Origin of the sequence: Bordetella ansorpii, from assembly GCF_900078705.1 — a bacterium.
Taxonomy (GTDB): Bacteria; Pseudomonadota; Gammaproteobacteria; order Burkholderiales; family Burkholderiaceae_B; genus Bordetella; species Bordetella ansorpii_A.
In genome coordinates this window covers 342,582-368,402 of the sequence record NZ_FKIF01000006.1, presented here as the reverse complement: position 1 = coordinate 368,402, position 25,821 = coordinate 342,582, and the positions used below count along the sequence as shown (strand labels likewise).

Here is a 25,821-nt window from a genome sequence, read left to right as displayed (position 1 = left end):
TCCGCCTCATCCGCCGCGTCATCGGGCAACCGCCGGGGCGCGGCGCCTCTACGGGAAACGTCTCATGCAAGCTTCCGCATCGTCTTCCACCCCTCGCAGCCTGGAGATCGCCCGGCGCGTCGAGGCCTTCGTGCGCGGCGTGGTGATTCCGTACGAGCAGGATCCCCGCTGGGGGCCGCATGGCCCCGAAGCGGGCCTGGTCGACGAACTGCGCGGCCTGGCGCGCCAGGCCGGCGTGATGACGCCGCACATCCTGGCCGGCGGCAGCCATCTCACGCAGCGCGAGACCGCCACGGTGCTCAAGCCCTCGGGCCTGTCGCCGCTGGGGCCGGTGGCCGTGAACACCGGCGCGCCCGATGAAGGCAACATGTTCCTGCTGGGCCGCATCGGCACGCCGGAACAGCGCGAGCGCTTCCTCGCGCCGCTGGTTTCGGGGCAGGCGCGCTCGGCCTTCTTCATGACGGAGCCAGCCGCCGAGGACGGCGCGGGTTCCGATCCCTCGATGCTGCGCACCCGCGCTCGCCGCGACGGCGACGACTGGCTCATCGATGGCCGCAAGGCCTTCATCACCGGCGCGCAGGGCGCGGCGGTGGGTATCGTCATGGCGCGCACGTCCGACGATGCGCGCGGCGGCGCCACGATGTTCCTGGTCGACCTGCCGCATCCCGCCATCCGCGTCGAGCGCGTGCTGGACACGATCGACGGTTCCATGCCGGGCGGCCACGCCATCGTCGTCATCGACGGATTGCGCGTGCCGAGCGGGCAGGTGCTGGGCGAGGTGGACGAGGGCTTTCGCTACGCGCAGATCCGCCTGTCGCCGGCGCGCCTGTCGCATTGCATGCGCTGGCACGGCGCGGCCACGCGCGCGCAGGAGATCGCCGTCGCCTATGCCACCCGGCGCCGCGCGTTCGGCAAGCTGCTGATCGACCACGAGGGCGTGGGCTTCATGCTGGCAGAGAACCAGATCGCATTGCGCCAGGCCGAACTGATGATCGACTGGTGCGCCGACGCGCTGGACGCGGGTTCGCTGGCCAGCGTCGAAAGCTCGATGGCCAAGGTGTCGGTGTCCGAGGGCCTGTTCGGCGTGGTGGACCGCTGCGTCCAGGTCATGGGCGGCACCGGCGTATCGGGCGATACGGTGGTCGAGCAGATCTTCCGCGAGCTGCGCGCCTTCCGCATCTACGATGGCCCGACCGAGGTGCACAAATGGTCGATCGCCAAGCACATCAAGCGCGCGGCGCAGGCGGGGGAGCCGGCATGAGCGAGGGCGGCGCGACCATACCGGTGCGCGAGGCGCATCGCTTCGATGCGCAGCGGCTGCATGCCTGGATGCGGGACAACGTGCCGGGTTACGCGGGGCCGCTGCGTATTGCGCAGTTCCAGGGCGGGCAGTCGAATCCCACCTACCGGTTGGACACGCCCACGCGCGCCTACGTGCTGCGCCGCAAGCCGCCCGGCCGGTTGCTCAAGGGCGCGCACGCGGTCGAACGCGAGGCGCGCGTGATGCAGGCGCTGGGCGAGGCCGGCTTTCCCGTGCCGCGCATCCACGGCCTGTGCACCGACGACGCCGTGATCGGCAGCTGGTTCTTCGTGATGGACATGGTCGAGGGCCGCATTTTCTGGGACGCCAGCTTTCCCGGCGTGGCAAGAGAGCAGCGCGCCGCGCACCTGGACGCGATGAACGCCACGCTGGCGGCCCTGCACGGCATCGATCCGCAGGCCGCGGGCCTGGGCGACTACGGGCGCAGCGGGCAATACGTGGCGCGGCAGGTGGCGCGCTGGTCGGGCCAGTACCTGCAGGACGAGGCCGCGGGCCGCGTGCCCGACATGGACCGGCTGGTGCAATGGCTGCCCGAGCACATTCCAGCCAATGACGAGACGGCCATCGTGCATGGCGACTACCGCGCCGACAACATGATCTTCCATCCCACCGAGCCACGCGTGATCGCGGTGCTGGACTGGGAACTGTCCACGCTGGGCCATCCGCTGGCCGACTTCGCCTACCACGCGATGATGTACCGGATGCCTTCCGACATCCTGGGCGGCATCGCCAGCGTGGACCTGCGCGAGGCGGGCCTGCCCGGCGAGGCCGAATACGTCGCGGCGTATTGCCGCCGCACGGGGCGCGACGGCATCGCCGACCTGGACTACTACGTGGCGTTCAACATGTTCCGCTTCGCCGCCATCCTGCACGGCATCCGCGGCCGCGTGGCGCGCGGCACGGCGGCGGGCGCGGACGCGCGCGACATGGCGTCGCGCGTCGAACGCGTGGCGGCATTGGCGTGGCGGCAGGCGCAGGCGGCGGGGGCCTGAGGTGCGGTCCCGCGGGCAGGAGGCAGGCGTGCCTGGGCCACGTCGCGATGCCCCCAGGGGCCGCCCTGCGGCATGCGGTGACGGCGCCGCCAGACGCAGGGATATCCCCTAGCCGTATGTGACAAACAGCTTGCAGGGCATGGGCATAGAATGGCTGCCCCGGGACCGGTTGCCGCCGAGCCTGAAAACGTTTCCTTTCGCCTGACCGCGCCCGCGGCCGCATGCCGCAGGCGGGGTGTTTTCCTCAGTCATCGTGTCGCTACGCCAATCCGCTTTCTTCATCCGTTTCGTGGCCATCGGCGCGTTGGCGCATGTCTATGTCGGCATGCGCCTGATTCCCGACCTGCCGCTGCCGTCCCTGGCCGCCGCGGCCGCCATCCTCTTCCTGACGCTGTCCTGCCTGGTGATTCCGCTGGGCATGCTCAGCCGCGCCGCCAAGGGCGAGCGTGACGGCGACCGCATGGCCTGGACCGGCCTGCTGGCCATGGGCCTGTTCTCGTCGCTGTTCGTGTTCACGCTGCTGCGCGACGCCGTGCTGCTGATCGTCCTGCTGCTCCAGGCGGCGGGCGTGCAGGCGCCGTGGGCCGAACTGCGGGCCGATTCCGCGCTGGCCGTGCCCCTGCTGGCATTGGCCGCCAGCGTGGCGGGCTTCTTCAATGCGCGGCGCCGTGCCCGCGTGGTCGACGTCGAGGTGCCCATCGCGGGCCTGCCCGACGAGCTGCAGGGCTTCACCGTGGTGCAGATCAGCGACATCCACGTGGGACCGACCATCAAGCGCGGCTACGTGCAGGCCATCGTCGACGCGGTCAACGCGGCCAAGCCCGACATGGTGGCCATCACCGGCGACGTGGTCGACGGCAGCGTCGAGCGCCTGGCCGGGCATACCCGGCCACTGGGGCGGTTGCAGGCGCCGCATGGCGTGTACCTGGTCACGGGCAACCACGAGTATTACTCGGGCGCCTCGGCCTGGGTCGCCGAGTTCCGCCGCATCGGCCTGCGCGTGCTGATGAACGAGCACGCCGTCATCCATCCCGCCGGCCAGTGCGTGGTGGTGGCGGGCGTCACCGACTTCGGCGCGGGCGGCTTCGATGCCGCGCAGCGCAGCAGTCCGGCGCGCGCCCTCGCCGGCGCCCCCTCCAATGCGGCGTTGCGCCTGTTGCTGGCGCACCAGCCGCGCAGCGCCGCGGCGGCCGCGCCGCTGGGCTATTCGCTGCAGCTGTCCGGCCACACCCATGGCGGGCAATTCTTTCCGTGGGGCTTGTTCGTGCCGTTGCAGCAGCCCTTCGTGGCGGGCCTGCATCGCTACGAAGGCATGTGGGTCTACACCAGCCGGGGCACGGGCTATTGGGGGCCGCCCAAGCGGCTGGGCGCGCCGTCCGAGATCACGCGCGTGCGGCTGGTACGCGCGGGGTAGCGCGGTCCCGTCGGCGCGAGACGCCTGCCCTGGACGCGGCCGCGAAGGCCGATTCCGCTTCAGCTGGCGCGGTGCAGGTGCGTCAGCGCCAGCGCCGTGGCGGCCGCGCGGGTTTCCACGCCCAGCTTCACGTAGATGTGTTCGAGGTGCTTGTTGACCGTGCGCGGGCTCATGCCGAGGATCTCGCTGATGTCGCGGTTGGTCTTGCCCTTGGCCAGCCAGGACAGCACCTCGGCCTCGCGGACGGTCAGCCGGTAGGTCTCACCCAGCGGCCGCGCCGGTTCGGGCGGCGCCGCGCCTTCCTCCAGCAGCAGCACCGGCTCGCCGCCACGCTGCGCCGCCGATAGCCGTATCCGCAGTTCCCGTCCGTTGCGCATCGCCAGATAGGCCTGGGCCTCGTCGCGGTCGGCCTGGCGCGCGGCCACCCATTGCGCCAGCGGCGCGGGCAATTGCTGGGCCTCGCCGTCCATGTCCAGGTACTGCGCCAGCCACAGCCGCGCCTTGGCCGTCTTCCAGGTGATGCGCCCATCGGCGCCCAGCACCACCACGGCATTGGCGGTCGCGTCCATGGCGCTGAGGGCCGCCGACACCACGCTGGCGGTGCGCAGGTGCGCTTCCAGGCGCGCCAGCACCACCGAGGGATCGATGGGCTTGGTGACGTAGTCCACGCCGCCCGCCTGGAAGCCGCGCACCACGTCCTCGGGGTCCGTCAGGCCCGTCATGAAGACCACCGGCACCTGCGCGGCGCGGCGGTGCGCCTTCAGGCGGCGGCAGGTCTCGAAGCCGTCCATGCCGGGCATCAGCGCGTCCAGCAGCACGATGTCCGGCAGCACGAAGTCCATGCGCGCCAGGGCCTGCGCGCCGTCCGTGGCGACCACCACCATGTAGCCGGCCTGGTCCAGCGCATCGGACAGCATCTTCAGGTTGTCGGGGGCGTCGTCCACCAGCATGACGAGCTTGTTATGGGCGGGCATCGGCATGGCGGCGTACATGGTTCTTCAGCAGGGTCTCGTACTCGGAAAGCCGGAAATCCTTGGCCAGCACGGCCAGGTGGTCGATCAACGGGGCCATGTGGGGATCCCGTTCGCGGACGTCCTGCAGCCGCGCCAGGATGCCCTTGATGTAGCCCATCGCGCCCAGTTCCAGCAGCGCCTCGGCGTCGGCCAGGTCCAGCTCGATGCCGTCCAGCAGGGCGCCGGCGGGCGGCAGGGCTTCGGCAGTGGGTGGCTCGATCCATTGCAGTCCCAGGTGCGCGCCGATCTTGGCCAGCAGCTCGTCCAGAGCCACGGGCTTGAGCAGCCAGTCGTCGCTCCAGGCGCCGGCCTCGCGCGGCTCCAGCGTGTGCGCGTTGGCCGAGACGATGATGATGGGCGCCGTCACGCCTTGCTCGCGCAGCAGGCGCGACGTCTCGCCGCCGGTCAGCCCCGGCATGGAGAAATCCATCAGGATGAGCGCGGGCCGCAGCGCCGCCGCCAGCGCCAGGCAGGCATGGCCGCTGTCGGCCTCGTTCACGGCAAAGCCCAGCGGTTCCAGCATCTCGCGCAGGATGCGCCGCTGCGAGGGCTGGTCGTCCACCACCAGCACGGCATGGCGCGGGCCCGTGTAGCCGGTGACGGGGCCGGGCCGCGCCAGGCCGGCGCGCGGCGAGCGCACCTCGGGCAGGAACAGCTTCAACGTGAACACGCTGCCCGTGCCCACCTGGCTGCGCACCGTCAGTTCGCCGCCCATGATGTTGGTCAGCATGCGGCAGATGGTCAGCCCCAGCCCGGTGCCCGTGTCGGCCTGGTCGGCCGCCGCCCAGCTGCGCTCGAAGGGCATGAAGATGCGTTCCAGGTCTTCGGCCGGAATGCCCGCGCCGCTGTCCTCCACCTCGATCTGCACCATGTCGGCCGCCTGCCGCACGCGCAGCGCCACATGGCCGTCCTGGGTGAACTTCACCGCGTTGCTCAGCAGGTTGATCAGGATCTGCCGCAGCCGCTTCTCGTCGATGTGCACGATGCGCGGCAGGCCGGCGGCGGGCTCGTAGTCGAAGCGCAGCCCCTTCAGCACGGTCTGCGGCTGGAACATGCGCACGATCTGGTCCAGGAACTCGGGCAGGTTCAGCTCGGCGGTCTCCAGCCGCAGCTTGCCGGCCTCGATGCGGGCGATGTCCAGCAGGCCGTCGATCAGGCCCACCAGATGCTTGCCGCTGCGGTGGATGACGTCCAGCGCCTCGCGCCGCGCGGGCGGCACGCCGGGGTCGCGCTGCAGGATCTGCGCATAGCCCAGGATGCTGTTCAAGGGCGCGCGCAGCTCGTGGCTCAGTCCGCCCATGAAGCGGCTCTTGGCCAGGTTGGCGGCCTCGGCGGCTTCCTTGGCCTTCTGCAGCTGCGCGTCGGTCTGGCGGTGCGCCTCGATTTCGTTCAGCAGCAGGTTGGTCTGGCGGTCGGATTCCTCCTGGGCCACCTGGCGGCTTTCGTTGGTCAGCACCAGCCACCAGGCCGCCACGCCGCCGATCAGCAGCAGCGCGGCATACAGCTTCATGAAGGTGGCGCGCAGCGGACCGACGTCCATGGAATCGGCCAGCGTCAGGGATTCCTGGTAGTAGATCAAGGACAGGATGGCCGCCAGCAGGCCGCCGATCAGGCCGATGGCCACCAGGTAGTGCGCCAGCCGGGTATGGAACAGCGGGGTCACCGGCCCCGGCAGGATGCGCCGCAGCGCCGCGCCCAACTGGTCCTGCAGCCGCGAACCCTGCTTGCAGCGGTCGTGGCAGCGCGCGTCCAGCGTGCAGCACAGCGAGCAGATCGCGCCGCTGTAGGCGGGGCAGTGCGCCATGTCGCCCGGCTCGAAGGTGTGGTCGCATATCACGCAGGCCAGCCCATGGCCGCCCTGGCCGAGGTCGTGCGGCGGGCGCGCCAGGTAGTAGCGGCCCTTGGTGGCCCAGGCGATGGCGGGCGCGGTGGCGAAGGCGGCCAGCAGGGCCACGAAGGGCGACAGCGCGCGCGCCGTCGGGCCGAACAGTCCGCCGTCGGCCATCATCGACACGACCAGCGACACCAGCGTGGCGCCCACGCCGACCGGGTTGACGTCGTACAGATAGGCGCGCCGGAACTCGATGCCGCGCGGGCTCAGGCCCAGCGGCTTGTTCACCACTAGGTCGGCCACCAGCGCGCCGATCCAGGCCAGCGCCACGTGCGCGAAGATGGCCAGCACGTGTTCCAGCGCGTCGAACACGCCCATCTCCATCAGGCCGATGGCGATCAGCACATTGAAGATCAGCCACACCACGCGGCCAGGATGGCTGTGCGTGACGCGCGCGAAGAAGTTCGACCAGGCCAGCGAGCCCGCGTACGCGTTGGTCACGTTGATCTTCACCTGCGACACGACCACGAACAGCGTCATGGCGCCCAGCGCCCAGCCGGGATGCGTGAACACATAGCCATAGGCGACCAGGTACATCTGGGTGGGATCGGCCGCTTTGGCCGCCGGCACCCCGTGTTGCACCACCAGGCTGGCCAGGAAGGCGCCGGCCAGCATCTTCAGCGCGCCGGGCACGATCCAGCCCGGGCCCGCGCACAGCAGCGCGATCCACCAGCGGCGCCGGTTGGCCGCGGTCTTCTCGGGCAGGAAACGCAGGAAGTCCACCTGCTCGCCGATCTGCGTGACCAGGGCCGACGCCACCGCCGCGCCCGCGCCGAACATCAGCAGGTTGAAACCGCTTTCGCCGTTGCGGCCCGGGAAGTCCGCCAGTTGCGCCAAGGCGCCAGGGTCGTCGTACAGGATGAACGCATAGGGCGTCACCAGCATCAGGATCCACAGCGGCTGCGTCCAGGATTGCAGCCGGTTGACCAGGGTGATGCCATAGGTGACGAAGGGAATGATGACCACCGCGCACACCAGGTAGCCCAGCGTCAGCGGCAGCCCCGTGCAGCGCTCGATGGCCAGCGCCATGATGGCGGCCTCCAGCGCGAAGAAGATGAAGGTGAACGAGGCGTAGATCAGCGAGGTGATGGTCGAGCCGATGTAGCCGAAGCCCGCGCCGCGCGTCAGCAGGTCCATGTCCAGCCCGTGGCGCGCCGCGTAATAGGCGATGGGCAGGCCCGTCAGGAACACCACCACGGCCACTGCCACGATGGACCAGAAGGCGTTGACGAAGCCGTGGTTCAGCGCGAGCGCGCCGCCGATGGCTTCGAGCGCGAGAAAAGACACCGCGCCCAGGGCCGTGTTGGCCACGCGGAACTCCGACCACTTGCGAAACGACACCGGCGTGAAGCGCAGGGCGTAGTCTTCGAGGGTCTCGTTGGCGACCCAGGTGTTGTAGTCGCGGCGGATCTTGACGATGCGTTGTGTGGCGCTGGCATCCACGCGTGTAGCTCCCCGGTATGCGTCGAACGACGTATGCCGTGTTTGTACCCGCTGGGGCCATCGCGGCCACTACGTCAATCGACGTATGTTGCGCTGCGTCATCGGTTCCTAGTATGGCATCGAACCCGCCCGCTGCCGCGCGATCCGCCGGCCGCGACGGCACCGGGTTTTCCCCAAGCGGTCTCATTCCCAGGAGCCTTCGATGCCTCGCAATCCGATCCAAGAACAAGAACCCGCCTCGCTGTCGCGCCGGCGTGCGGCGATGGCGCTCGCCTCGCTGCCGCTGCTGGGCGTTCCCATGCTGGGCCGCGCCGCCGCGCCCGCCACGTCCGCGATCAACACCACCGGCCTGGCGATCACCGACACCGAAGTCACGGTGGGGCAGCTGCATTCGGCCACGGGCACCATGGCCATCAGCGAAACGGGATCGATCCAGTCCGAGCGCCTGGCCATCGAGCAGATCAACGCGATGGGCGGCATCCTGGGCCGCAAGATCAAGATCATCCAGGAAGACGGCGCGTCCGACTGGCCCACCTTCGCGGAGAAGGCGCGCAAGCTGCTGGTCAGCGACAAGGTCGCCACTGTGTTCGGCTGCTGGACCTCGGCCTCGCGCAAGGCGGTGCTGCCGGTGTTCGAGAAGGAGAACGGCCTGCTGTACTACCCGACCTTCTACGAAGGCCTGGAGCAGTCCAAGAACGTGTTCTACACCGGCCAGGAGGCCACGCAGCAGATCCTGTCCAGCCTGGACTGGCTGGCCCGCGAGCAGAAGGCCAAGAGCTTCTACCTGATCGGTTCCGACTACATCTGGCCGCGCACCTCGAACAAGATCGCGCGCAAGCACATCGAGAACGTGCTCAAGGGCGAAGTGGCGGGCGAAGAGTATTACCCGCTGGGCCACACGCAGTTCGGCTCGCTGATCAACAAGATCAAGCTGAAGAAACCCGACGTGGTGTTCGCGGTGGTGGTGGGCGGCAGCAACGTGTCGTTCTACAAGCAGCTGAAGGCGGCCGGCGTCACCAGCGACAAGCAGAAGCTGCTGACGATCTCGGTGACCGAGGACGAGCTGTTGGGCATCGGCGGCGAGAACTGCGAGGGCTTCTGGTCTTGCATGAAGTACTTCCAGAGCCTGGACAACCCGAACAACAAGAAATTCGTCGAGGCCTTCAAGGCCAAGTACGGCGCCAACGCGGTGATCGGCGACGTCACGCAGGCCGCCTACCTGGGGCCCTGGCTGTGGAAGATGGCCGTGGAGAAGGCCGGCAGCTTCGACGTGGACAAGGTGGTGGCGGCGTCCGCCAACCTGGAGTTCAAGGAGGCGCCCGAGGGCTACGTGAAGGTCGATCCGAACCATCACCTGTGGAGCAAGACGCGCATCGGCAAGATCCGCCGCGACGGCCAGTTCGACGTGATCTACGAGACGGCCGACCTGATCCGCCCGGACCCGTTCCCCAAGGGCTACCAGTAATCCGCCGGGCAAGTTCCCTTCCGCGCGGGGCGGCGGCATGCCGCCCCGCGACCGGCGCCGCGCGCCGCAACGCCGCACGAGGCAAGCACATGGAATCCTTTTCCGACCTGGGCGCGATCCTGCTGATGCAGGGCTTCAACGGCCTGTCCGTCTTCAGCGTGCTCTTGCTGATGGCGCTGGGCCTGGCCCTGATCTTCGGCCAGATGGGCGTCATCAACATGGCCCACGGCGAGTTCCTGGCGGTGGGCGCCTACACCACCTATCTGTTCTCGGAACTGACGCAGCAGTATGCGCCGGGCCTGATGCCGTACTACTTCTTCTTCGCCATCGTGGCGGCCTTCGTGGTGACCTTCGCGCTGGGCTGGCTGGCCGAGTGGCTGATGATCCGCCACCTGTACCGCCGCCCGCTGGACACGCTGCTGGCCACCTGGGGCCTGTCGCTGGTGATCCAGCAGGCGCTGCGCTCGATCTTCGGTCCGCGCGAGGTCAGTCCCACGCTGCCCGACTGGCTGATGGGCAGCGTGCAGCCGCTGGAGGGCGTGGACATCCCCATCAACGGCCTGTTCGTGATGAGCATCACGCTGGTGCTGACCTGCGGGCTGCTGCTGGCGATGTTCCGCTCCACCTGGGGCCTGCACGTGCGCGCCACGGTGCAGAACCGCACGATGAGCGGCGCGGTCGGCATCGACACCAAACGGGTCGACCGGCTGACCTTCGCGCTGGGCTGCGGCATCGCGGGCATCGCCGGCGCGGCCTTCACCACGATCGGTTCCACGGGCCCGACCAGCGGCTCGCTGTACATCGTCGACACCTTCCTGACGGTGGTCTTCGGCGGCGCGGCCAGCCTCTTGGGCACCATCGCCTCGGCGTTCGTCATTGCCCAGACGCAGTCCGTTTCCGAGTTCTTCATGACCGGTTCCATGGCCAAGGTGCTGACCTTGTCCGCGGTGGTCGTCATCCTGATGCTGCGCCCGCGCGGGCTGTTCAGCATCAAGGTCCGCAAATAAGGCATCGGAGGTTCGGATGCAGACGTTCTACAGAAATGTGGTGGGCGGACGCCAGGGCCTGGTGGGCCTGGCGATCCTGGCCGCGCTGATCTTCGTGGTCTTCCCGGTGGTGCTCGACGGCTTTCGCCTGAACCTGGTCGGCAAGTACCTGACCTACGCCTTCGTGGCGGTCGGGCTGGTGCTGTGCTGGGGTTACGGGGGCATTCTCAGCCTGGGGCAGGGCGTGTTCTTCGGGCTGGGCGGCTATTGCATGGCGATGTTCCTGAAGCTGGAGGCCTCGACGGTCGAGGCCACCAAGATCCAGTCCACGCCGGGCATTCCCGACTTCATGGATTGGAACCAGATCACCGCGCTGCCCTGGTTCTGGGTGCCGTTCAAGAGCTTCCTGTTCACGGTGCTGGCCGTGCCCATCGTGCCGGCGCTGCTGGCGCTGGTGCTGGGCCTGGCCATGTTCAAGCGGCGCGTGGGCGACACCTACTTCGCCATCGTGACGCAGGCCGTGGCGCTGATCCTGTCGGTGCTGATCATCGGCCAGCAGGGCCTGACGGGCGGGGTCAACGGCATCACCGACCTGAAGACGCTGCTGGGCTGGGACATCCGCACCGACTCGGCGCGCACCATCCTGTACTTCGTCAACGGCGCGCTGCTGTTCGGCTGCATCCTGTTCGGCCGCTTCCTGCTGTCGTCCAAGCTGGGCAAGCTGCTGGTGGCCATGCGCGACAAGGAAGAGCGCGTGCGTTTCTCGGGCTACGACGTGGCCAGCTTCAAGGTGTTCGTGTTCTGCGTGGCCGCTGCGTTCTCGGCCATCGGCGGCGCCATGTTCACGCTGCAGGTGGGCTTCATGTCGCCGTCGTTCGTGGGCATCGTGCCGTCCATCGAGATGGTGATCTTCGCCGCGGTGGGCGGACGCCTGTCGCTGCTGGGCGCGGTGTACGGCACGCTGCTGGTCAATTTCGGCAAGAGCTACTTCTCGGAGAGCTTCCCGCAACTGTGGCTGTTCCTGATGGGCGGCCTGTTCATCGCGGTGGTCATGGCGTTCCCGAACGGCCTGGCGGGTCTGTACGACAAGTATGTGCGGCCCAGGCTTGCGCGGGCCAGGGCGCCGGTGGCGGCGCCGGCCGCGCCGGCCGCCGTGGCGCCGCCCGCCTCGTCCCAGGCCAACGCGCATGCCGCCCCGCACGTCAATGGCGCCAACCCCACGGAGGCCGCATGAATCCGCCCCTGATGAACCAGGCGGTCACGCCCGCCCAGGAGTTCGCGCTGTACGTCGAGGGCCTGACGGTGTCGTTCAACGGCTTCATCGCCGTCGACAACCTGAACCTGTACGTGGACCGCGGCGAGCTGCGCGTGGTGATCGGCCCCAACGGCGCCGGCAAGACGACCTTGCTGGACCTGATCTGCGGCCGCACCAAGGCCACCGGCGGCTCCATCCGTTTCAAGGACGCCGAGCTGACCCGCATGGCCGAGCACGAGATCGTGCGGGCCGGCGTGGGCCGCAAGTTCCAGACGCCGTCCATCTACGAGACGCTGAGCGTGCGCGAGAACCTGGAAGTGTCGTTCCCACGCGGCCGCAGCGTGTTCGGCGCGATGGCGTTCCGGCGCACCCCCGACGTGGTCGAGCGGGTCGAGCAGGTGGCCGAGCAGATCTTCCTGGCGGACAGGCTGGACCAGTCCGCCGAACTGTTGTCGCACGGCCAGAAGCAATGGCTGGAGATCGGCATGCTGCTGATGCAGGAGCCCGAGCTGATGATGCTGGACGAACCGGTGGCGGGCATGAGCGTGTCCGAGCGCGAGAAGACCGCCGAACTGCTCAACCGCATCAGCCGCGACCGTTCCATGATCGTCATCGAGCACGACATGGAGTTCGTCAAGAACATCGCCCACAAGGTCACGGTGCTGCACCAGGGCAAGGTGCTGGCCGAGGGTTCCATGGATAGCGTGCAGGCCGATCCGCGCGTCATCGAAGTCTATCTGGGTCATTGATCCGCAACCGCGAGAGGCGCATATGTTCAACGTATCGGGGCTGGTGTCGGGCTACGGCCAGAGCCGCGTGATCCATGGCGTGGACCTGACGGTGGCGCGCGGCGAGATCGTCGCGGTCATGGGCCGCAACGGCATGGGCAAGACCACGCTGTTCAAGACCATGATGGGCGTGCTGCCCGCCATGCAGGGCACCGTGCGGGTGGATGGCGTGGACCTGTCGGGCATGGAGAGCTTCCAGCGCGTGCGCTCGGGCATCGCCTACGTGCCGCAGGGCCGCATGATCTTTCCCACGCTGACGGTGGAAGAGAACATCCGCACCGGCCTGCCGGGCCGCGCGCTGCGCGATCCCGTGCCCGACGACATCTACGCGTTGTTTCCGGTGTTGCACGACATGCGGCGGCGGCGCGGCGGCGACCTGTCCGGCGGCCAGCAGCAGCAGCTGGCGATCGCGCGCGCGCTGGTCACCCAACCCAAGGTGCTGATGCTGGACGAGCCCACCGAGGGCATCCAGCCCTCGATCATCAAGGACATCGCCCGCAGCCTGCTGGAGATCCGCAAGCTCAAGGACCTGGCCATCGTGGTGTCCGAGCAGGTGCTGAGCTTCACCATGCAGATCGCCGACCGCCTCATCGTCATCGACAAGGGGCGCTTCGTGCACGAGGATGCGCGCGACGCCGTCGACGAACAGACCATCAGCCGCTATTTGTCCGTGTAGCGCGGACAGTCCCCGGCGCCCCAGTTGCTTTCCCCCCGAGAACCGAAGGAGCGAGTCATGCCCGAAACCCTGATCAAGGTCGACCTGTCGCAGTCCCCGTACGAGAACGAGAATATCCACAACCGCTGGCATCCCGACATTCCCATCGCCGCGTGGGTGAAGCCGGGCGACGATTTCGTGCTGGAGACCTACGACTGGACGGGCGGCGCGATCAAGAACGACGACAGTGCCGACGACGTGCGCGACGTGGACCTGTCCACCGTGCACTTCCTGTCGGGCCCGGTGGGGGTGGAGGGCGCGGAGCCTGGCGACCTGCTGGTGGTGGATTTCCTGGACATAGGCGCCAAGCCCGACAGCCTGTGGGGGTTCAACGGTTTCTTCAGCAAGAAGAATGGCGGCGGTTTCCTGACCGAGCACTTCCCGCAGGCGCAGAAGTCCATCTGGGACTTCCACGGCATGTTCACCTCGTCGCGCCACATCCCGGGCGTGAACTTCGCCGGCCTGATCCACCCCGGCCTGATCGGCTGCCTGCCCGACCAGGCCATGCTGGACACCTGGAACAAGCGCGAACAGGCGCTGATCGACACCAACCCCGAACGCGTGCCGCCGCTGGCCAATCCGCCCGCGCCCAAGACCGCGCACATGGGCCGCCTGCAGGGCGCCGCGCGCGACAAGGCCGCCGCCGAAGGCGCGCGCACCGTGCCGCCGCGCGAGCACGGCGGCAACTGCGACATCAAGGACCTGTCGCGCGGCTCGCGCGTGTTCTTTCCGGTGTACGTGCCGGGCGGCGGCCTGTCGGTGGGCGACCTGCACTTCTCGCAGGGCGATGGCGAGATCACGTTCTGCGGCGCCATCGAGATGGCGGGCTGGATCCACATGCGCGTGTCCCTGATCAAGGGCGGGATGGCCAAGTACGGCATCCGCAACCCCATCTTCAAGCCCAGCCCCATCACGCCGAACTACAAGGACTACCTGATCTTCGAAGGCATCTCGGTGGACGAGGGCGGCGGCCAGCATTACCTGGACGTGCACATCGCCTACCGGCAGGCGTGCCTGAACGCCATCGAGTACCTGAAGAAATTCGGCTACTCGGGCGCGCAGGCGTATTCGATCCTGGGCACGGCGCCGGTGCAGGGGCACATCAGCGGCGTGGTCGACATCCCGAACGCGTGCGCCACGCTGTGGCTGCCGACCGAGATCTTCGAGTTCGACATCCAGCCGCAGGCCAGCGGGCCCGTCAAGGCCATCAGCGGCGGCGTGGACATGCCGCTGTCCCCCGACCTGTAAGCCGGAGCGCGGCCATGCCTACCTACGACTATTGCTGCGGCACGTGCGGCGAGTTCTCGGCGCTGCGTCCGCTGGCGCGGCGCAACGATCCGGTGGACTGCCCGGCGTGCGGCGCGCCGGCGGCGCGCACGCTCGGCACCGCGCCGGCGCTGGGCGTCATCGGCGGCGCCATGCGCCGCGCGTTGTCCGCCAACGAGCGCAGCGCGCACGAGCCGCGCAGCACGCGCGGCGGGCACGGCATGAGTTGCGGCTGCTGCTCGGGGGGAAAAAAGAATGGGCGCACCCGCGCGGCGGCGGACGGCAGCAAGGCGTTCGCCGGCTCGCGTCCGTGGATGATCAGCCATTGAAAAGGGCGCCGCGCCGGCTGCAGGCCGGGGCGGCGCCCGATATCGGACGCTCGGCGCGCTACTTGCCCAGAATGGCCGCGCGGATCGTCACGGTGTTGTGGCGCATCATGTCCACGTACGTCGTGGCCGGGCCGCCGGCCTTCGACAGGGCGTCCGAGTACAGCTCGCCGCCCGGCTTCAGTCCCGTTTCGTTGGCGATCTGCTGGATCAGGCGCGGGTTGCTGATGTTCTCGGTGAACAGCGCGGCAGCCTTCTCGTCCTTGATCTGCTTCACCAGTCTGGCCACGTCGGCGGCCGAGGCCTCCGAGTCCGTGCTGATGCCCTGCGGCGCCAGGAACGTGAAGCCATAGGTCTTCGCGTAATACCCGAAGGCGTCGTGCGAGGTGATGATGGTGCGCTTGTCCGCGGGGATCTGCGCGACATCGGCTTTCACTTCGGCATCCAGCGCCTGCAGCGTCTTCGTGTACGACTCGGCGTTGGCGCGGTAGGTGGCGCAGCCCTGCTGGTCGGCTTTGCAGAAGGCGTCGGCGATGTTCTTCACGTAGATCTGCGCGTTGGCGATCGACTGCCATGCGTGCGGATCGTTCGGGCCGTGATGGTGGTGGCCGCCTTCGTGGCCGTGTCCGGCATGCGCGTCATGATCCTCGTGCCCTTCGTGCGCGCCCTTGCCGTGATCGTGATCGTGGTCATGGTCATGGTCATGGTCGTGGTCGTGTCCCGCTTCCTCGGCGTTGCGCAGCACCTGCACGCCATCGGTCAGCGTGGCGACCTGCGCCTTGCTGGCGCTGGCGTCGATCAGCCGTTGCAGGAAGCCCTCGAAATGCAGGCCGTTGGCCAGCACCACGTCGGCGCGGCCGATGGCGGCCGCATCGGCCGGCTTGGGTTCGTACACGTGCGCGTCGCCGCCGGCGGGCACCAGCGTGGTCAGCGCGATGCGGTCGCCGCCGACCTGGCGGGCAAAATCGCCGATGATGGAGAAGGTCGCCACGACCTTCAGTTCCTTGGCGGATACGGGCGCGGCGGCCAGCGCCGACACCGCCGTCAGGCTCAGTACGGCGGCAAGGGTTTTCAGTTTCATGCAGGGCTCCGGGATCGGGCGGCCGCGCGCGGCGCACGCCTGGCGCGCCCGAGCAGCGCGCCGCGTGTGCCGATGACGACCGACAACAGGTAAATGACGCCGGCCGACAGCACGATGGCCGGACCGGAAGGCAGGGAGACGTGATACGACAGCAGCAGGCCGGCCACGCACGAGACGGCGCCGATGCCCACGGCCAGCACGCACATGGGGCCGACGCGCGTGGTCCAGAAACGGGCGGCGGCGGCCGGCACCATCATCAGGCCCACCGACAGCAGCGTGCCCAGCGCCTGGAAGCCGCCCACGAGATTCAGCACCACCAGGCCCAGGAAGGCAAAATGGATGAACGGACCCAGCCGCGACACGCCGCGCAGGAACAGCGGATCCAGGCATTCGGCCACCAGCCCGCGCCACAGCACGGCCAGGCCCGCCACGGTGACCGCGGCCACGATGCGGATCAGCCACAACGCCTCGCTGTCCAGTGCCAGCACGGCGCCGAAGAGCACGTGCATCAGGTCCACGCTGGAGCCTCGCATGGACACCAGCAGGACGCCCAGCGCCAGCGAGATCAGGTAGAACGCCGCCATCGAGGCGTCCTCTTTCTGCACTGTCAGGCGCGACACCGCGCCCGCGCCCGCGGCCACCAGCAGGCCGGCCACGAGGCCGCCGAGCGTCATGGGAATGATCTCCAGGCCATACAGGAGGAAACCTACCGCCGCGCCGGGCAGCACCGCGTGCGACATCGCGTCGCCCGTCAGGCTCATGCGCCGCAGCATCAGGAACACGCCGATGGGGCAGGCGCTGACGGCCAGCAGCAGGGCGCCCCACAGCGCGCGCTGCATGAAGACGAAATCGGCGAAGGGCGCGATGGCCAGGTCGTATAGCATGGCCATCACCGGGCCGCCTCGCGCCAGGCGTCTGCCCCGGGCGCCTGTGCAGGGCCCTGCCGGGCGCGCCGGATGTTCTCGGGCGTCAGTACGTGCCGCGTGTCGCCCCACCCGACCACGCAGCCCGCCAGCAGCAGGGTTTCCGGAAAGTGCCGCCGCACCAGGTCGAAGTCGTGCACCACCACTAGCACCGTGCGGCCTTCCTCGTGCCAGCGGCGGATGATGCCGACCAGGTCCCGCACCGTGCGTTCGTCGATGGCGCTGAAGGGTTCGTCCAGCAGGATCAGGTCCGCGTCCTGCAGCAGCGTGCGCGCGAAGAGGGCGCGCTGCAGCTGTCCGCCTGACAGCGTGTCGATCGGCCGTTGCGCATGGCCGGCCATGCCGACAGTGTCCAGCGCGGCCAGCATGGCCCGGCGGTCTTCCTGGCGGTGCCGGCCCAGCAGGCCGCGGCGCGGCCACAGGCCCAGCGACACCACGTCGATGACGCGGGCGGGAAAGGCGCGGTCCAGCCCGGACAACTGCGGCTGATACGCGACGCGCAGGCCGGGCGACACGGCGCAGCGGCCCGAGGCCGGCCCCAGCAGGCCGGCGATGCTTTTCATCAGGGAGGTCTTGCCCGAGCCGTTCGGCCCGACGATGGCCGTCAATGACCCGCGCTGCACGGCGCCGGACAGGCCCTGCAAGGCGAGGTGGTCGCGATAGGCCAGCGCCAGGCCGTCAAAGACGATGCACGGATCGGCGGGCGAACGGGAAGGGAGAGAGACTGCGGACACTTTGGGACCGCGCCGCACACGCGCGCGGGGAGGGCGGCGAAATCGATTCGAATAGTAATGTTATAACATAATATATCCTGACGATTCCCTGGCATTCCCCCCCGGGGGGGCCGGAGCATGGGCAACGCCGCGTCCTGCCGCCGCCTAGCCCACCTTGCCGTAAAGCATGTCGCGCATCTCGCTGGACGCGCCCAGGCGGCGCGCCAGTTCGTCCGCCCGGGCCAGGATGATGGCCTGCATGCGCGGCGCGTCCCTGTTCTTCAGGCGCACGGAGGGACCGGCGATCGTCAGCGCGCCCACGAAGCGGTCGTCGTTGCCGATGATGGGCACCGCCCAGGACGAGGTGTAGGGATCGCGCGCGCCGCACGAGAAGAAGGGCAGGCGGTCCTCGCCGCGCGGGCTGCCTTGCGTCCAGATCGAGAAGACCCGCCCCGTCGACGATTGATCGGGCGGCATCACGCTGCCGGCCAGCACCTGGCTGTGCAGGCCTTCATGCGGCTGATGGCGGAACAGGCACAGGCGCTGCCCAGGCTCGCCGCCCTCCACGTAATAGGCGGCGCTTTCTCCCGTCTCTTCGGACAGGGCTTCGAGCACCGGCATGACGACCGCCGACAGGTCGAAGCCGCGTTCGTAGACGCGCGCCAGATAAAGCACGCGCGGCCCCAGTCCATAACGGCCGTCGGCCTCGCGCACGACGTAGCCACAGCGCGCCAGCGAGTTCAGCAGCCGGAAGATGGTGGTCTTGTGCAGCGGCAGGCGCGCCGCGAAATCGGCCAGGGCCAAGTGCTCCGCGCCCGGCCGGAAACAATCCAGCACGCTCAGCGCCCGCTCGACCGCCACGACGCCATCATTACTCATGTGAACCTCTGAAATCCGCATTTTTATTAGGCTATTGTACAGAGTACAACGATGTTTCAAGAAAATATAATTCTGTTCATTCATTCAGGAGACAGTGGATGGCTGATTCGATACTCGTGGTGACCGCGCACGTCGGCGATTTCGTCTGGCGTTGCGGCGGGGCGATGGCCCTGCATGCCCGGCGCGGCGTGGACGTGCACCTGGTGTGCCTGAGCTACGGCGAGAACGGCGAATCGAACGCCGCCTGGCAGGGCGGCGTGCAGCGCGACGCCGTCAAGGCCCTGCGCCGTGCCGAGGCGCAGGCCGCGGCCGCGATCCTGGGCGTGGCGTCGCTCGACTTCCATGACCTGGGCGATTACCCGATGCCCGAATCCGCGGATTCGATCCGCCGCGTGTCCGAGGCGCTGCGCCGCACGCGGGCGCAGGCGGTGCTGACGCATCCCGAACACGACCCGTCCAACCTCGATCACTGCCGCACCTACGAAATGGTGCTGCGTGCCCGCATGCAGGCCATGGCGCCGGGCCATGGCGACGACTTCGTGGTGCCGCCCCAGGTGCTGTGCTTCGAGCCGCACCAGACCGAGCTTTGCGGCTTCAAGCCCAACGTGCTGCTGGACATCACCGAAGTCTGGGAGACCAAGTGGCAGGCCATGCAGGCCATGCCCACGCAGCGCAACCTGTGGGCCTACTACGAGCGCGTGGCGTTGCAGCGCGGCGCGCAGGCCGGCCGCCGCGGCAAGTCCGCCGGCACGCGCTACGGCGAGGCCTACCAGAGCATCTTCCCCGCCGTCGTCGCGGCGTTCGTGGGGTAGCGGCCGTCCTGGCTGGGCGGCCGCGGCAGGGATGCCGGCGGGCCCGTGCCGGGATGGCCGCCAATAAAAAGAATTCCAGCAGGTTCCAAAAGGAGGAAGACAATGCTGAAGAAGCACCTGGGCGCTTGCGCCCTGATCGCGGGCCTCGTGCCCTTTACGCAGGCATGCGCCGAGTATCCCGAGCGGCCCATCCGCATGGTCGTGCCTTTCGCGGCCGGCGGCCCCGCCGACATGGTGGGCCGCGAGTTCGCGCAGTTGTTCGGCCAGAAGCTCGGCCAGCCCGTCGTGGTGGTCAACGCGGGCGGCGGCCATGGCGTGCCCGCCCTGAACCAGGTGCTGGGCCAGGAGGCCGACGGCTACACGCTGTTGATGCCGGCCTCGGGCAACATGACCATTCCGTCCAAGGCCATGGAAGGCAAGGACGTGCTGTCCCTGCTGGCGCCCATCAGCCTGCTCACCGAAAGCCCGCACGTGCTGGTGGTCAACGCGAAGATGCCGGTCAAGTCCGTGCAGGACCTCGTGGACTACGCGCGCGCGCATCCCGGCCGCGTGAATTTCGGTTCGGCCGGCGTGGGCGGCGTGGCGCATCTGGGCATGGAGCTTTTCAAGAGCCAGGCCAAGGTCGACGTGGTGCACGTGCCGTACCGCGGCACCTCGCAGGTGCTGACCGACCTGGCGTCCGGACAGGTGCAGGCGCTGTTCAGCAGCATGCCCTCGCTGAAACCGATGATCGACAAGGGCTCGGTCAGGGCGCTGGCCATGAGCGCACCCAGCAAGGGCGGCGACACCGCCAGCCTGCCGGTGATCTCGCAGACGTTGCCGGGCGTGTCGTACACCACGTGGTATGCGCTGTTCGCCAAGGCTGGCACGCCGCCCGAGGTGCTGGACAAGCTCAACCGCGCCGTCGTCGAGACCCTGAAGAATCCTGAACTCAACGAGAAATTCGCGTCGCAGGGCGTGGAATTCGTCTCCAGCACGCCGGCCGGGTTGAAGGACATCGTGCAGCGCGACACACGCCAGTGGGCCAGGTTGATCGATCAGGCGGGCATCGTGATCGAGTGATCTGCGCCCGCGCCGGGCGCCCGCCGTATTCGGTCCGCGCCCGGCGGCCTCGATGCGCCAGCGCGGGCCAGTCCCCGTGTCTGGCGCCAGGGCGGGCTTGGGGCCATGAGGCGCTTCGGCGCGGGACTCATCGCCCCGGCAGACAGGAAACCTGCTTGCCAAGGGGGCGGCTTTCTGGTTTAAATTGATATGTTATATCGTTTCGATTCAAGCCATGACCTCTGCCGCCTCCCATTCCCGCCTGCCCGTCACCGTCCTGTCGGGATTTCTCGGCGCGGGCAAGACCACGCTGCTGAACCACATCCTGAACAACCGTGACGGCCGGCGCGTGGCGGTCATCGTCAACGACATGTCGGACGTCAACATCGACGCCGCGCTGGTGCGCGCGGGCGGCGCCGAGCTGTCCCGCACCGACGAGAAGCTGGTCGAGATGAGCAACGGCTGCATCTGCTGTACCTTGCGCGAGGACCTGCTGCTGGAGGTCGAGCGCCTGGCCCGGGAAGGCCGCTTCGACCAGCTCGTCATCGAATCGACCGGCATTTCCGAACCGCTGCCCGTGGCCGAGACCTTCACCTTCGAAGGCGAGGATGGCCGCAGCCTGGGCGACATCGCGCGCCTGGACACCATGGTCACCGTGGTGGACGCCTGCAATTTCCTGCGCGACTACGGCTCGCAGGAAATTGCAGGCACGCGGCGAATCGCTGGGCGAGGAGGACGAGCGCACGGTGGTGGATCTGCTGATCGAGCAGGTCGAGTTCTGCGACGTCATCGTGCTGAACAAGATGGACCTGGTGAGCGAAGAAGACCGCGATCGCCTGATGGCCATCCTGTCCAGGCTGAATCCGCGCGCCCGCATCGAGACTGCCGAGTTCGGCCGCGTGCCGCTGGACCGCGTGCTGGACACCGGCCTGTTCGATTTCGCCGAAGCCTCCAAGGCGCCGGGCTGGTTGCGCGAACTGCGCGGCGAGCACACGCCGGAAACCGAGGAATACGGTATCCACAGCTTCGTCTACCGGTCGCGCCGGCCCTTCCATCCCGAACGCTTCTTCGCGCTGGTGCAACAGGAATGGCCCGGTGTAGTGCGCTCCAAGGGCCACTTCTGGCTGGCCAGCCACCCCGAGATGGCGGGGTCGTGGTCTCAGGCGGGGGCCGTGGCGCGGCATGGCGCGGCGGGGTATTGGTGGGCCGCCGTGCCGCCCGACCAGTGGCCGGAGGACCCGGAGTACCTGGCGGCCATTCGCGACAGCTGGACCGACGAGGTCGGCGATGCGCGCCAGGAACTGGTGCTGATCGGCATCGGCATGGACGAGGCGGCCTTGCGCGGCAAGCTGGATGCCTGTCTGCTGAGCGACGCCGAGATGGCGCGCGGCCCGCTGGTGTGGAAGTCCTGGAACAACCCATTCACGGGATGGGACCAGCGATAGGGCGCTGAACCCGCTCCTGCGCCGGTGGCCTCTCCTGGCCCGGCCACCGTGGCAGGGCGCCCGGCCTTGCCTTTGCCGCCGATGCCGCATCGCCTCGGCGCGGACCTGCCCGGTGGCGCATACCGGGGTGGTTTTGCGCCGCATCGCGCAGTATGTTTCTATAACGCCTTCGCGCCGCTCGGCTCTGTCGCCGCGCGGCGCTTCGTCTCGTCATCCGGGGAAACTACATGCGCAAAATCTGCCTCGCGCTGGCTGCGGCCGGCCTGCTCGCCAGCGGCGCCGCCGCCGCCCAATCCACCCTACGCATCGGCCTGCAGGACGATCCTGACGTGCTGGACCCGGCGCGCGCGCGCACGTTCGTGGGCCGTATCGTGTTCGCCTCGCTGTGCGACCGCCTGGTCGACATCACGCCCGACCTGAAGTTCGTGCCGCAACTGGCCGAATCGTGGCAGACCAGCGAGGACGGCAAGTCGCTGACCTTCAAGCTGCGCCAGGGCGCCTTCTATCACGACGGCACGCCGGTGGACGCGGCCTCGGTCAAGGCCAACCTCGAGCGCGCCATCTCGCTGCCCGACAGCAACCGCAAGAGCGAGCTGGTCAGCGTGGCCAGCGTCGAGGCCCCCGACGCGCGCACCGTGGTGCTGCGCCTGAAGCGGCCCGACGCGGGCCTCTTGTCGCAGCTGTCCGACCGCGCCGGCATGATGCAGTCGCCCGCCAGCTTCGACAAGGACCCCGGCGCCAAGCCGGTGTGCTCCGGGCCCTACCAGTTCAAGGAGCGCGTGCAGAACGACCGCATCGTGCTCGAGAAATTCCCCAAGTACTGGGACGCGGCCAACTACCATTTCGACCGCGTGGTGTTCACGCCGATGCCGGATTCCACGGTGCGGCTTAACAACCTGCGCGCGGGTGGCCTGGATATCGTCGAACGCATCGCTCCCAGCGACGCCAAGACCGTGAAGGACGATCCCAAGCTGTCGCTGGATGCCGTCACCGGCCTGGGCTTCCAGTCGTTCGCCGTCAACCTGGCCAATGGCGCGCGCGCCGACAATCCCCTGGCCAAGGACAAGCGCGTGCGCCAGGCGCTGGAGCTGGCCATCGACCGCGACGTGATCAACCAGGTGGTGGGCGAGGGCATGTTCCAGCCCGCGCACCAGCCGTTCCCTCCGGCCAGCTTCGCCTTCGACAAAAGCGTCGAGCACGCCGGCCGTGATCCGGAAAAGGCCAGGAAGCTGTTGAAGGAAGCCGGCTACGACCGCGTGAAGTTCGAGATCACCTACGGCAACAACACCACCATGCAGCAGGTGTACGAGCTGGTGCAGGCCATGGGCGCCGAGGCTGGCTTCGACATCACGCTGCGTCCGATGGAGTTCGCCGCGCTGCAGTCCGCGCTGCCGCGCGGTGACTTCGAGGTGGGCCAGACCGGCTGGTCGGGCCGGGTCGATCCGGGCGGCAACATCTTCCAGTACGTCAGCTGCAAGGGCAACCTGAACGACGGCCGCTATTGCGATCCCGAGGTCGACAAGTGGCTCGCCGACGCGCAGGCCACCGCCGATGAAGGCCAGCGCAAGGCGCTGTATTCGCAGGTGCTGCGGAAGATGCAGGTCGACCGCCCCGCCATCTACCTGTACTACCTGCCGTGGGTGTTCGGCGTGCAGAAGACGGTGAAGGGCTTCGTGGCCTATCCCGACGGCCTGATCCGCCTGAAGGGCCTGACCATCGCCGGGAAGTGATCGTGGAATCCGGACACCGCATGTTCACCACGCGCCCCGAGATCCTGGGCACGTTCGGCGTCGTCACGTCCACGCACTGGCTGGCCAGTTCGGCCGGCATGGCGATGCTGGAGCGTGGCGGCAACGCCTTCGACGCCGCCGTGGCCTCGGGCTTCGTGCTGCAGGTGGTCGAGCCGCATCTGGTGGGGCCGGCGGGCGAAGTGCCGATCGTGTTCCACAGCGCGCGCACCGGCCGCACCGAGGTGCTGTGCGGGCAGGGCAGCACCCCTGCCGGCGCCACGCTGGATGGCTACCGCGCGCTGGGCCTGGAATTGATCCCGGGCAACGGCCTGCTGCCCGCGGTGATTCCGGGCGCCTTCGACGCGTGGATGCTGATGCTGCGCGACCACGGCACGATGCGGGTGCGCGACGTGCTCGAACCCGCGATCCACTACGCCGGGCACGGCCATGCGCTGATGCCGCGCATCTCCAACACCATCGCCGGCCTGAAGGACTTCTTCGAGCAGCACTGGCCCAGCACCGCCGAGCTCTACGTGCCCGGCGGCGCAGTGCCCCAGGCGCGCAGGCTGTTCCGCAATCCGGCGCTGGCGCGCACGTGGCAGCGCGTGCTGCAAGAGGCCGAGGCGGCGGGCGCCGACCGCGAACGCCAGATCGAGGCCGCGCGCGATGCGTTCTACCGCGGCTTCGTGGCCGAGGCCATCGACCGCCACATGCGCCGCGAGGTGATGGACGAAAGCGGCCGGCCGCATCGCGGCGTGCTGACGGCCGACGACATGGCCGGCTGGTCGGCCAGCTACGAGGCGCCGCTGACCTACGACTACCACGGCTATACGGTGGCCAAGGCGGGCGCCTGGAGCCAGGGGCCGGTCTTCCTGCAGACGCTGGCCCTGCTCAAGGGCATGGACCTGCGGAACACCGGCCCATCCAGCGCCGAGTTCATCCACCTTGTCACCGAGGCCATGAAACTGGCCTTCGCCGACCGCGAGGCTTATTACGGCGACCCCGCATTCGTGGACGTGCCGCTGGCGCAACTGCTGTCCGACGACTACGGCGCGGCGCGCCGCGCGCTGATCGGCGAGCGCGCCTCGCACGAACTGCGGCCGGGCATGGTGCCGGGCTTCGAGGCGCAGGTGGCGCGCGTGATGGACGTGCTGGGCCGCCTGTCGAAGGTGGCGCAGGGCACGGCCGGCGCGGGCGAGCCGACCATGGCCGACATGCGCGCCTCGGTCAAGCGCGGCGACACGACGCACGTCGACGCCATCGACCGCTGGGGCAACATGGTGTCGGCCACGCCTTCGGGGGGCTGGTTCCAGTCCTCGCCCATCGTGCCCGAACTGGGTTTCGCGCTGAACACGCGCGCGCAGATGTTCTGGCTGGAACCCGGCCTGCCGGGCACGCTGGCGCCCGCCAAGCGCCCGCGCACCACGCTGACGCCCTCGCTGGCGCTGCGCGACGGCAATCCCTACATGGTGTTCGGCACGCCGGGCGGCGACCAGCAGGAGCAATGGCAACTGCTGCTGTTCCTGCGCCACGTGCACCATGGCCTGAACCTGCAGGAAGCCATCGACCAGCCGATGTCGCACACCATGCACTTCCCCAGCTCGTTCTACCCGCGCGACCGCAAGCCGGGCCACCTGGCGGCCGAAACCTCGTTCGGCGCGGACGTACTGGCCGACCTGCGCGCACGCGGCCATCAGGTGGAAGAGGCGCCCGAATGGTCGGTGGGCAGGCTGACAGCCGCCACGCGCGACGAGGACGGCATCCTGCATGCGGCGGCGACGCCTCGGCTGATGCAGGCTTATGCGGTGGGGCGGTGAGGGTGGGGGAGTGGTTTGCTGTAGGCCGTCCTCGGGGAGGGGCGCACTCGCCCGCGCCGGCCAAGTCGTCGGGCTCGGGCGCGCCAGCAGGCGCCCGCGGTCCCGCTACGCGGGACTGCCCCTCCTCCAATTGGCCGTCACGGGCGAGTGCACCCCTCCCCGAGGACTACCGGCGTCGAAAGGCGACGGTCCCAATCATCGTGGGCTGGGGGAATCGGAAAACACGCTTCTTGCGTGGCGAGGTGCTGGCTCGGCGCTGTTGTCTTGGACGTTGGTGCGTAGTTGAGTCGCCGGTCGCATGAGGCGGGTTGCCTCCATCCTTCCCCAGTGGCGGTGATTGCCTCTTTGCCAAGAACTCAACCGCCTGTGGGATCGACGGTGTCGTCCGGATGTGGGCATGACGCGCTTGCCTCCTGTGCCTGTCAGCGGGGCCGTGACGGCCAATTGGAGGAGGGGCAGCCGCGTAGCGGCCGAGGGCGCCTGCTGGCGCGCCCGAGCCCGACGA

Annotated in this window: 20 protein-coding genes and 1 pseudogene; 15 read left to right on the top strand and 6 right to left on the bottom strand. The window is 68.7% G+C overall.

Features of this window, described 5'->3' with window-relative positions:
* Window positions 1-64 precede the first annotated feature (64 nt).
* The 3 genes from A6745_RS12065 to A6745_RS12055 all read left to right on the top strand — a co-directional run bounded on the left by A6745_RS12065 (window position 65) and on the right by A6745_RS12055 (window position 3,727).
* Window positions 65-1,261, top strand: a complete 1,197-nt coding sequence (locus tag A6745_RS12065; protein WP_066127324.1) for an acyl-CoA dehydrogenase family protein — start codon at window positions 65-67, stop codon at window positions 1,259-1,261.
* On the top strand, window positions 1,258-2,313 hold the full coding sequence (locus A6745_RS12060; RefSeq protein WP_066127321.1) for a phosphotransferase: 1,056 nt from the start codon (window positions 1,258-1,260) through the stop codon (window positions 2,311-2,313). The genes A6745_RS12065 and A6745_RS12060 overlap by 4 nt, the downstream gene beginning before the upstream one ends.
* A gap of 253 nt (window positions 2,314-2,566) precedes the next feature.
* Window positions 2,567-3,727, top strand: a complete 1,161-nt coding sequence (locus A6745_RS12055; protein ID WP_066127318.1) for a metallophosphoesterase — start codon at window positions 2,567-2,569, stop codon at window positions 3,725-3,727.
* A 59-nt stretch (window positions 3,728-3,786) separates the two neighbouring features.
* Here A6745_RS12055 and A6745_RS12050 read toward each other — a convergent pair whose 3' ends face one another.
* Both A6745_RS12050 and A6745_RS12045 read right to left on the bottom strand, forming a co-directional pair.
* Complete coding sequence (locus A6745_RS12050) at window positions 3,787-4,719, bottom strand: response regulator (RefSeq protein WP_231885979.1); 933 nt, start codon at window positions 4,717-4,719, stop codon at window positions 3,787-3,789.
* Window positions 4,688-8,074, bottom strand: a complete 3,387-nt coding sequence (locus A6745_RS12045; protein WP_066127314.1) for an ATP-binding protein — start codon at window positions 8,072-8,074, stop codon at window positions 4,688-4,690. The genes A6745_RS12050 and A6745_RS12045 overlap by 32 nt, the downstream gene beginning before the upstream one ends.
* Before the next feature lie 202 nt (window positions 8,075-8,276).
* Between A6745_RS12045 and urtA the strand changes: the two genes are divergently transcribed.
* The 7 genes from urtA to A6745_RS12010 all read left to right on the top strand — a co-directional run bounded on the left by urtA (window position 8,277) and on the right by A6745_RS12010 (window position 14,878).
* Window positions 8,277-9,539 carry an urea ABC transporter substrate-binding protein gene (gene urtA / locus A6745_RS12040; RefSeq protein ID WP_066127310.1) on the top strand — a complete coding sequence of 421 codons (1,263 nt, stop codon included), beginning with the start codon at window positions 8,277-8,279 and terminating at the stop codon, window positions 9,537-9,539.
* Window positions 9,540-9,628: 89 nt separating this feature from the next.
* Window positions 9,629-10,546, top strand: coding sequence for an urea ABC transporter permease subunit UrtB (urtB, locus tag A6745_RS12035; protein WP_066127307.1), 918 nt, complete (start codon window positions 9,629-9,631; stop codon window positions 10,544-10,546).
* Window positions 10,547-10,562: 16 nt separating this feature from the next.
* Window positions 10,563-11,759: an urea ABC transporter permease subunit UrtC gene (gene urtC / locus A6745_RS12030; protein ID WP_066127304.1), complete on the top strand. Its 1,197-nt coding sequence runs from the start codon at window positions 10,563-10,565 to the stop codon at window positions 11,757-11,759.
* A complete protein-coding gene (urtD, locus tag A6745_RS12025) occupies window positions 11,756-12,529 on the top strand; it encodes an urea ABC transporter ATP-binding protein UrtD (protein WP_231885978.1) in 774 nt (257 codons plus the stop codon). Before urtC ends, urtD begins: the two co-directional genes overlap by 4 nt.
* A 22-nt stretch (window positions 12,530-12,551) precedes the next feature.
* Window positions 12,552-13,244 (top strand): urea ABC transporter ATP-binding subunit UrtE, encoded by a 693-nt coding sequence (gene urtE / locus A6745_RS12020; RefSeq protein ID WP_066127301.1) that lies wholly within the window; start codon window positions 12,552-12,554, stop codon window positions 13,242-13,244.
* 57 nt (window positions 13,245-13,301) lie between these two features.
* Window positions 13,302-14,531: a formamidase gene (gene fmdA, locus A6745_RS12015; RefSeq protein ID WP_066127297.1), complete on the top strand. Its 1,230-nt coding sequence runs from the start codon at window positions 13,302-13,304 to the stop codon at window positions 14,529-14,531.
* Window positions 14,532-14,545: 14 nt separating this feature from the next.
* Entirely contained in the window at window positions 14,546-14,878 is a 333-nt protein-coding gene (locus A6745_RS12010; RefSeq protein WP_066127294.1) for an FmdB family zinc ribbon protein, read from the top strand.
* Window positions 14,879-14,936: 58 nt separating this feature from the next.
* Here the strand turns inward: A6745_RS12010 and A6745_RS12005 are convergent, their stop codons facing one another.
* From A6745_RS12005 to A6745_RS11990, 4 genes are all read right to left on the bottom strand, one after another.
* Window positions 14,937-15,956: a metal ABC transporter substrate-binding protein gene (locus A6745_RS12005; RefSeq protein WP_066127292.1), complete on the bottom strand. Its 1,020-nt coding sequence runs from the start codon at window positions 15,954-15,956 to the stop codon at window positions 14,937-14,939.
* Window positions 15,953-16,840, bottom strand: coding sequence for a zinc ABC transporter permease AztB (gene aztB, locus A6745_RS12000; protein WP_197488143.1), 888 nt, complete (start codon window positions 16,838-16,840; stop codon window positions 15,953-15,955). Before aztB ends, A6745_RS12005 begins: the two co-directional genes overlap by 4 nt.
* Before the next feature lie 5 nt (window positions 16,841-16,845).
* Window positions 16,846-17,613, bottom strand: a complete 768-nt coding sequence (aztA, locus tag A6745_RS11995) for a zinc ABC transporter ATP-binding protein AztA (protein WP_082853085.1) — start codon at window positions 17,611-17,613, stop codon at window positions 16,846-16,848.
* A 144-nt stretch (window positions 17,614-17,757) separates the two neighbouring features.
* Window positions 17,758-18,471 carry an IclR family transcriptional regulator gene (locus A6745_RS11990; protein WP_066127281.1) on the bottom strand — a complete coding sequence of 238 codons (714 nt, stop codon included), beginning with the start codon at window positions 18,469-18,471 and terminating at the stop codon, window positions 17,758-17,760.
* Between the two features lie 98 nt (window positions 18,472-18,569).
* On the opposite strand from A6745_RS11990, the gene A6745_RS11985 reads away from it, so the two are divergent.
* The 5 genes and pseudogenes from A6745_RS11985 (at window position 18,570) to A6745_RS11965 (ending at window position 25,316) form a co-directional block, all read left to right on the top strand.
* A complete protein-coding gene (locus tag A6745_RS11985) occupies window positions 18,570-19,283 on the top strand; it encodes a PIG-L deacetylase family protein (protein WP_066127276.1) in 714 nt (237 codons plus the stop codon).
* A 102-nt stretch (window positions 19,284-19,385) separates the two neighbouring features.
* The gene (locus tag A6745_RS11980; RefSeq protein WP_066127273.1) at window positions 19,386-20,345 is read left to right on the top strand and encodes a Bug family tripartite tricarboxylate transporter substrate binding protein; all 960 of its coding nucleotides are present in this window, start codon (window positions 19,386-19,388) and stop codon (window positions 20,343-20,345) included.
* Between the two features lie 214 nt (window positions 20,346-20,559).
* A pseudogene (gene zigA / locus A6745_RS11975) lies at window positions 20,560-21,769 on the top strand (zinc metallochaperone GTPase ZigA).
* Between the two features lie 227 nt (window positions 21,770-21,996).
* On the top strand, window positions 21,997-23,499 hold the full coding sequence (locus A6745_RS11970) for an ABC transporter substrate-binding protein (protein ID WP_066127270.1): 1,503 nt from the start codon (window positions 21,997-21,999) through the stop codon (window positions 23,497-23,499).
* A gap of 20 nt (window positions 23,500-23,519) precedes the next feature.
* Window positions 23,520-25,316 (top strand): gamma-glutamyltransferase family protein, encoded by a 1,797-nt coding sequence (locus A6745_RS11965; protein ID WP_066127267.1) that lies wholly within the window; start codon window positions 23,520-23,522, stop codon window positions 25,314-25,316.
* Window positions 25,317-25,821 lie beyond the last annotated feature (505 nt).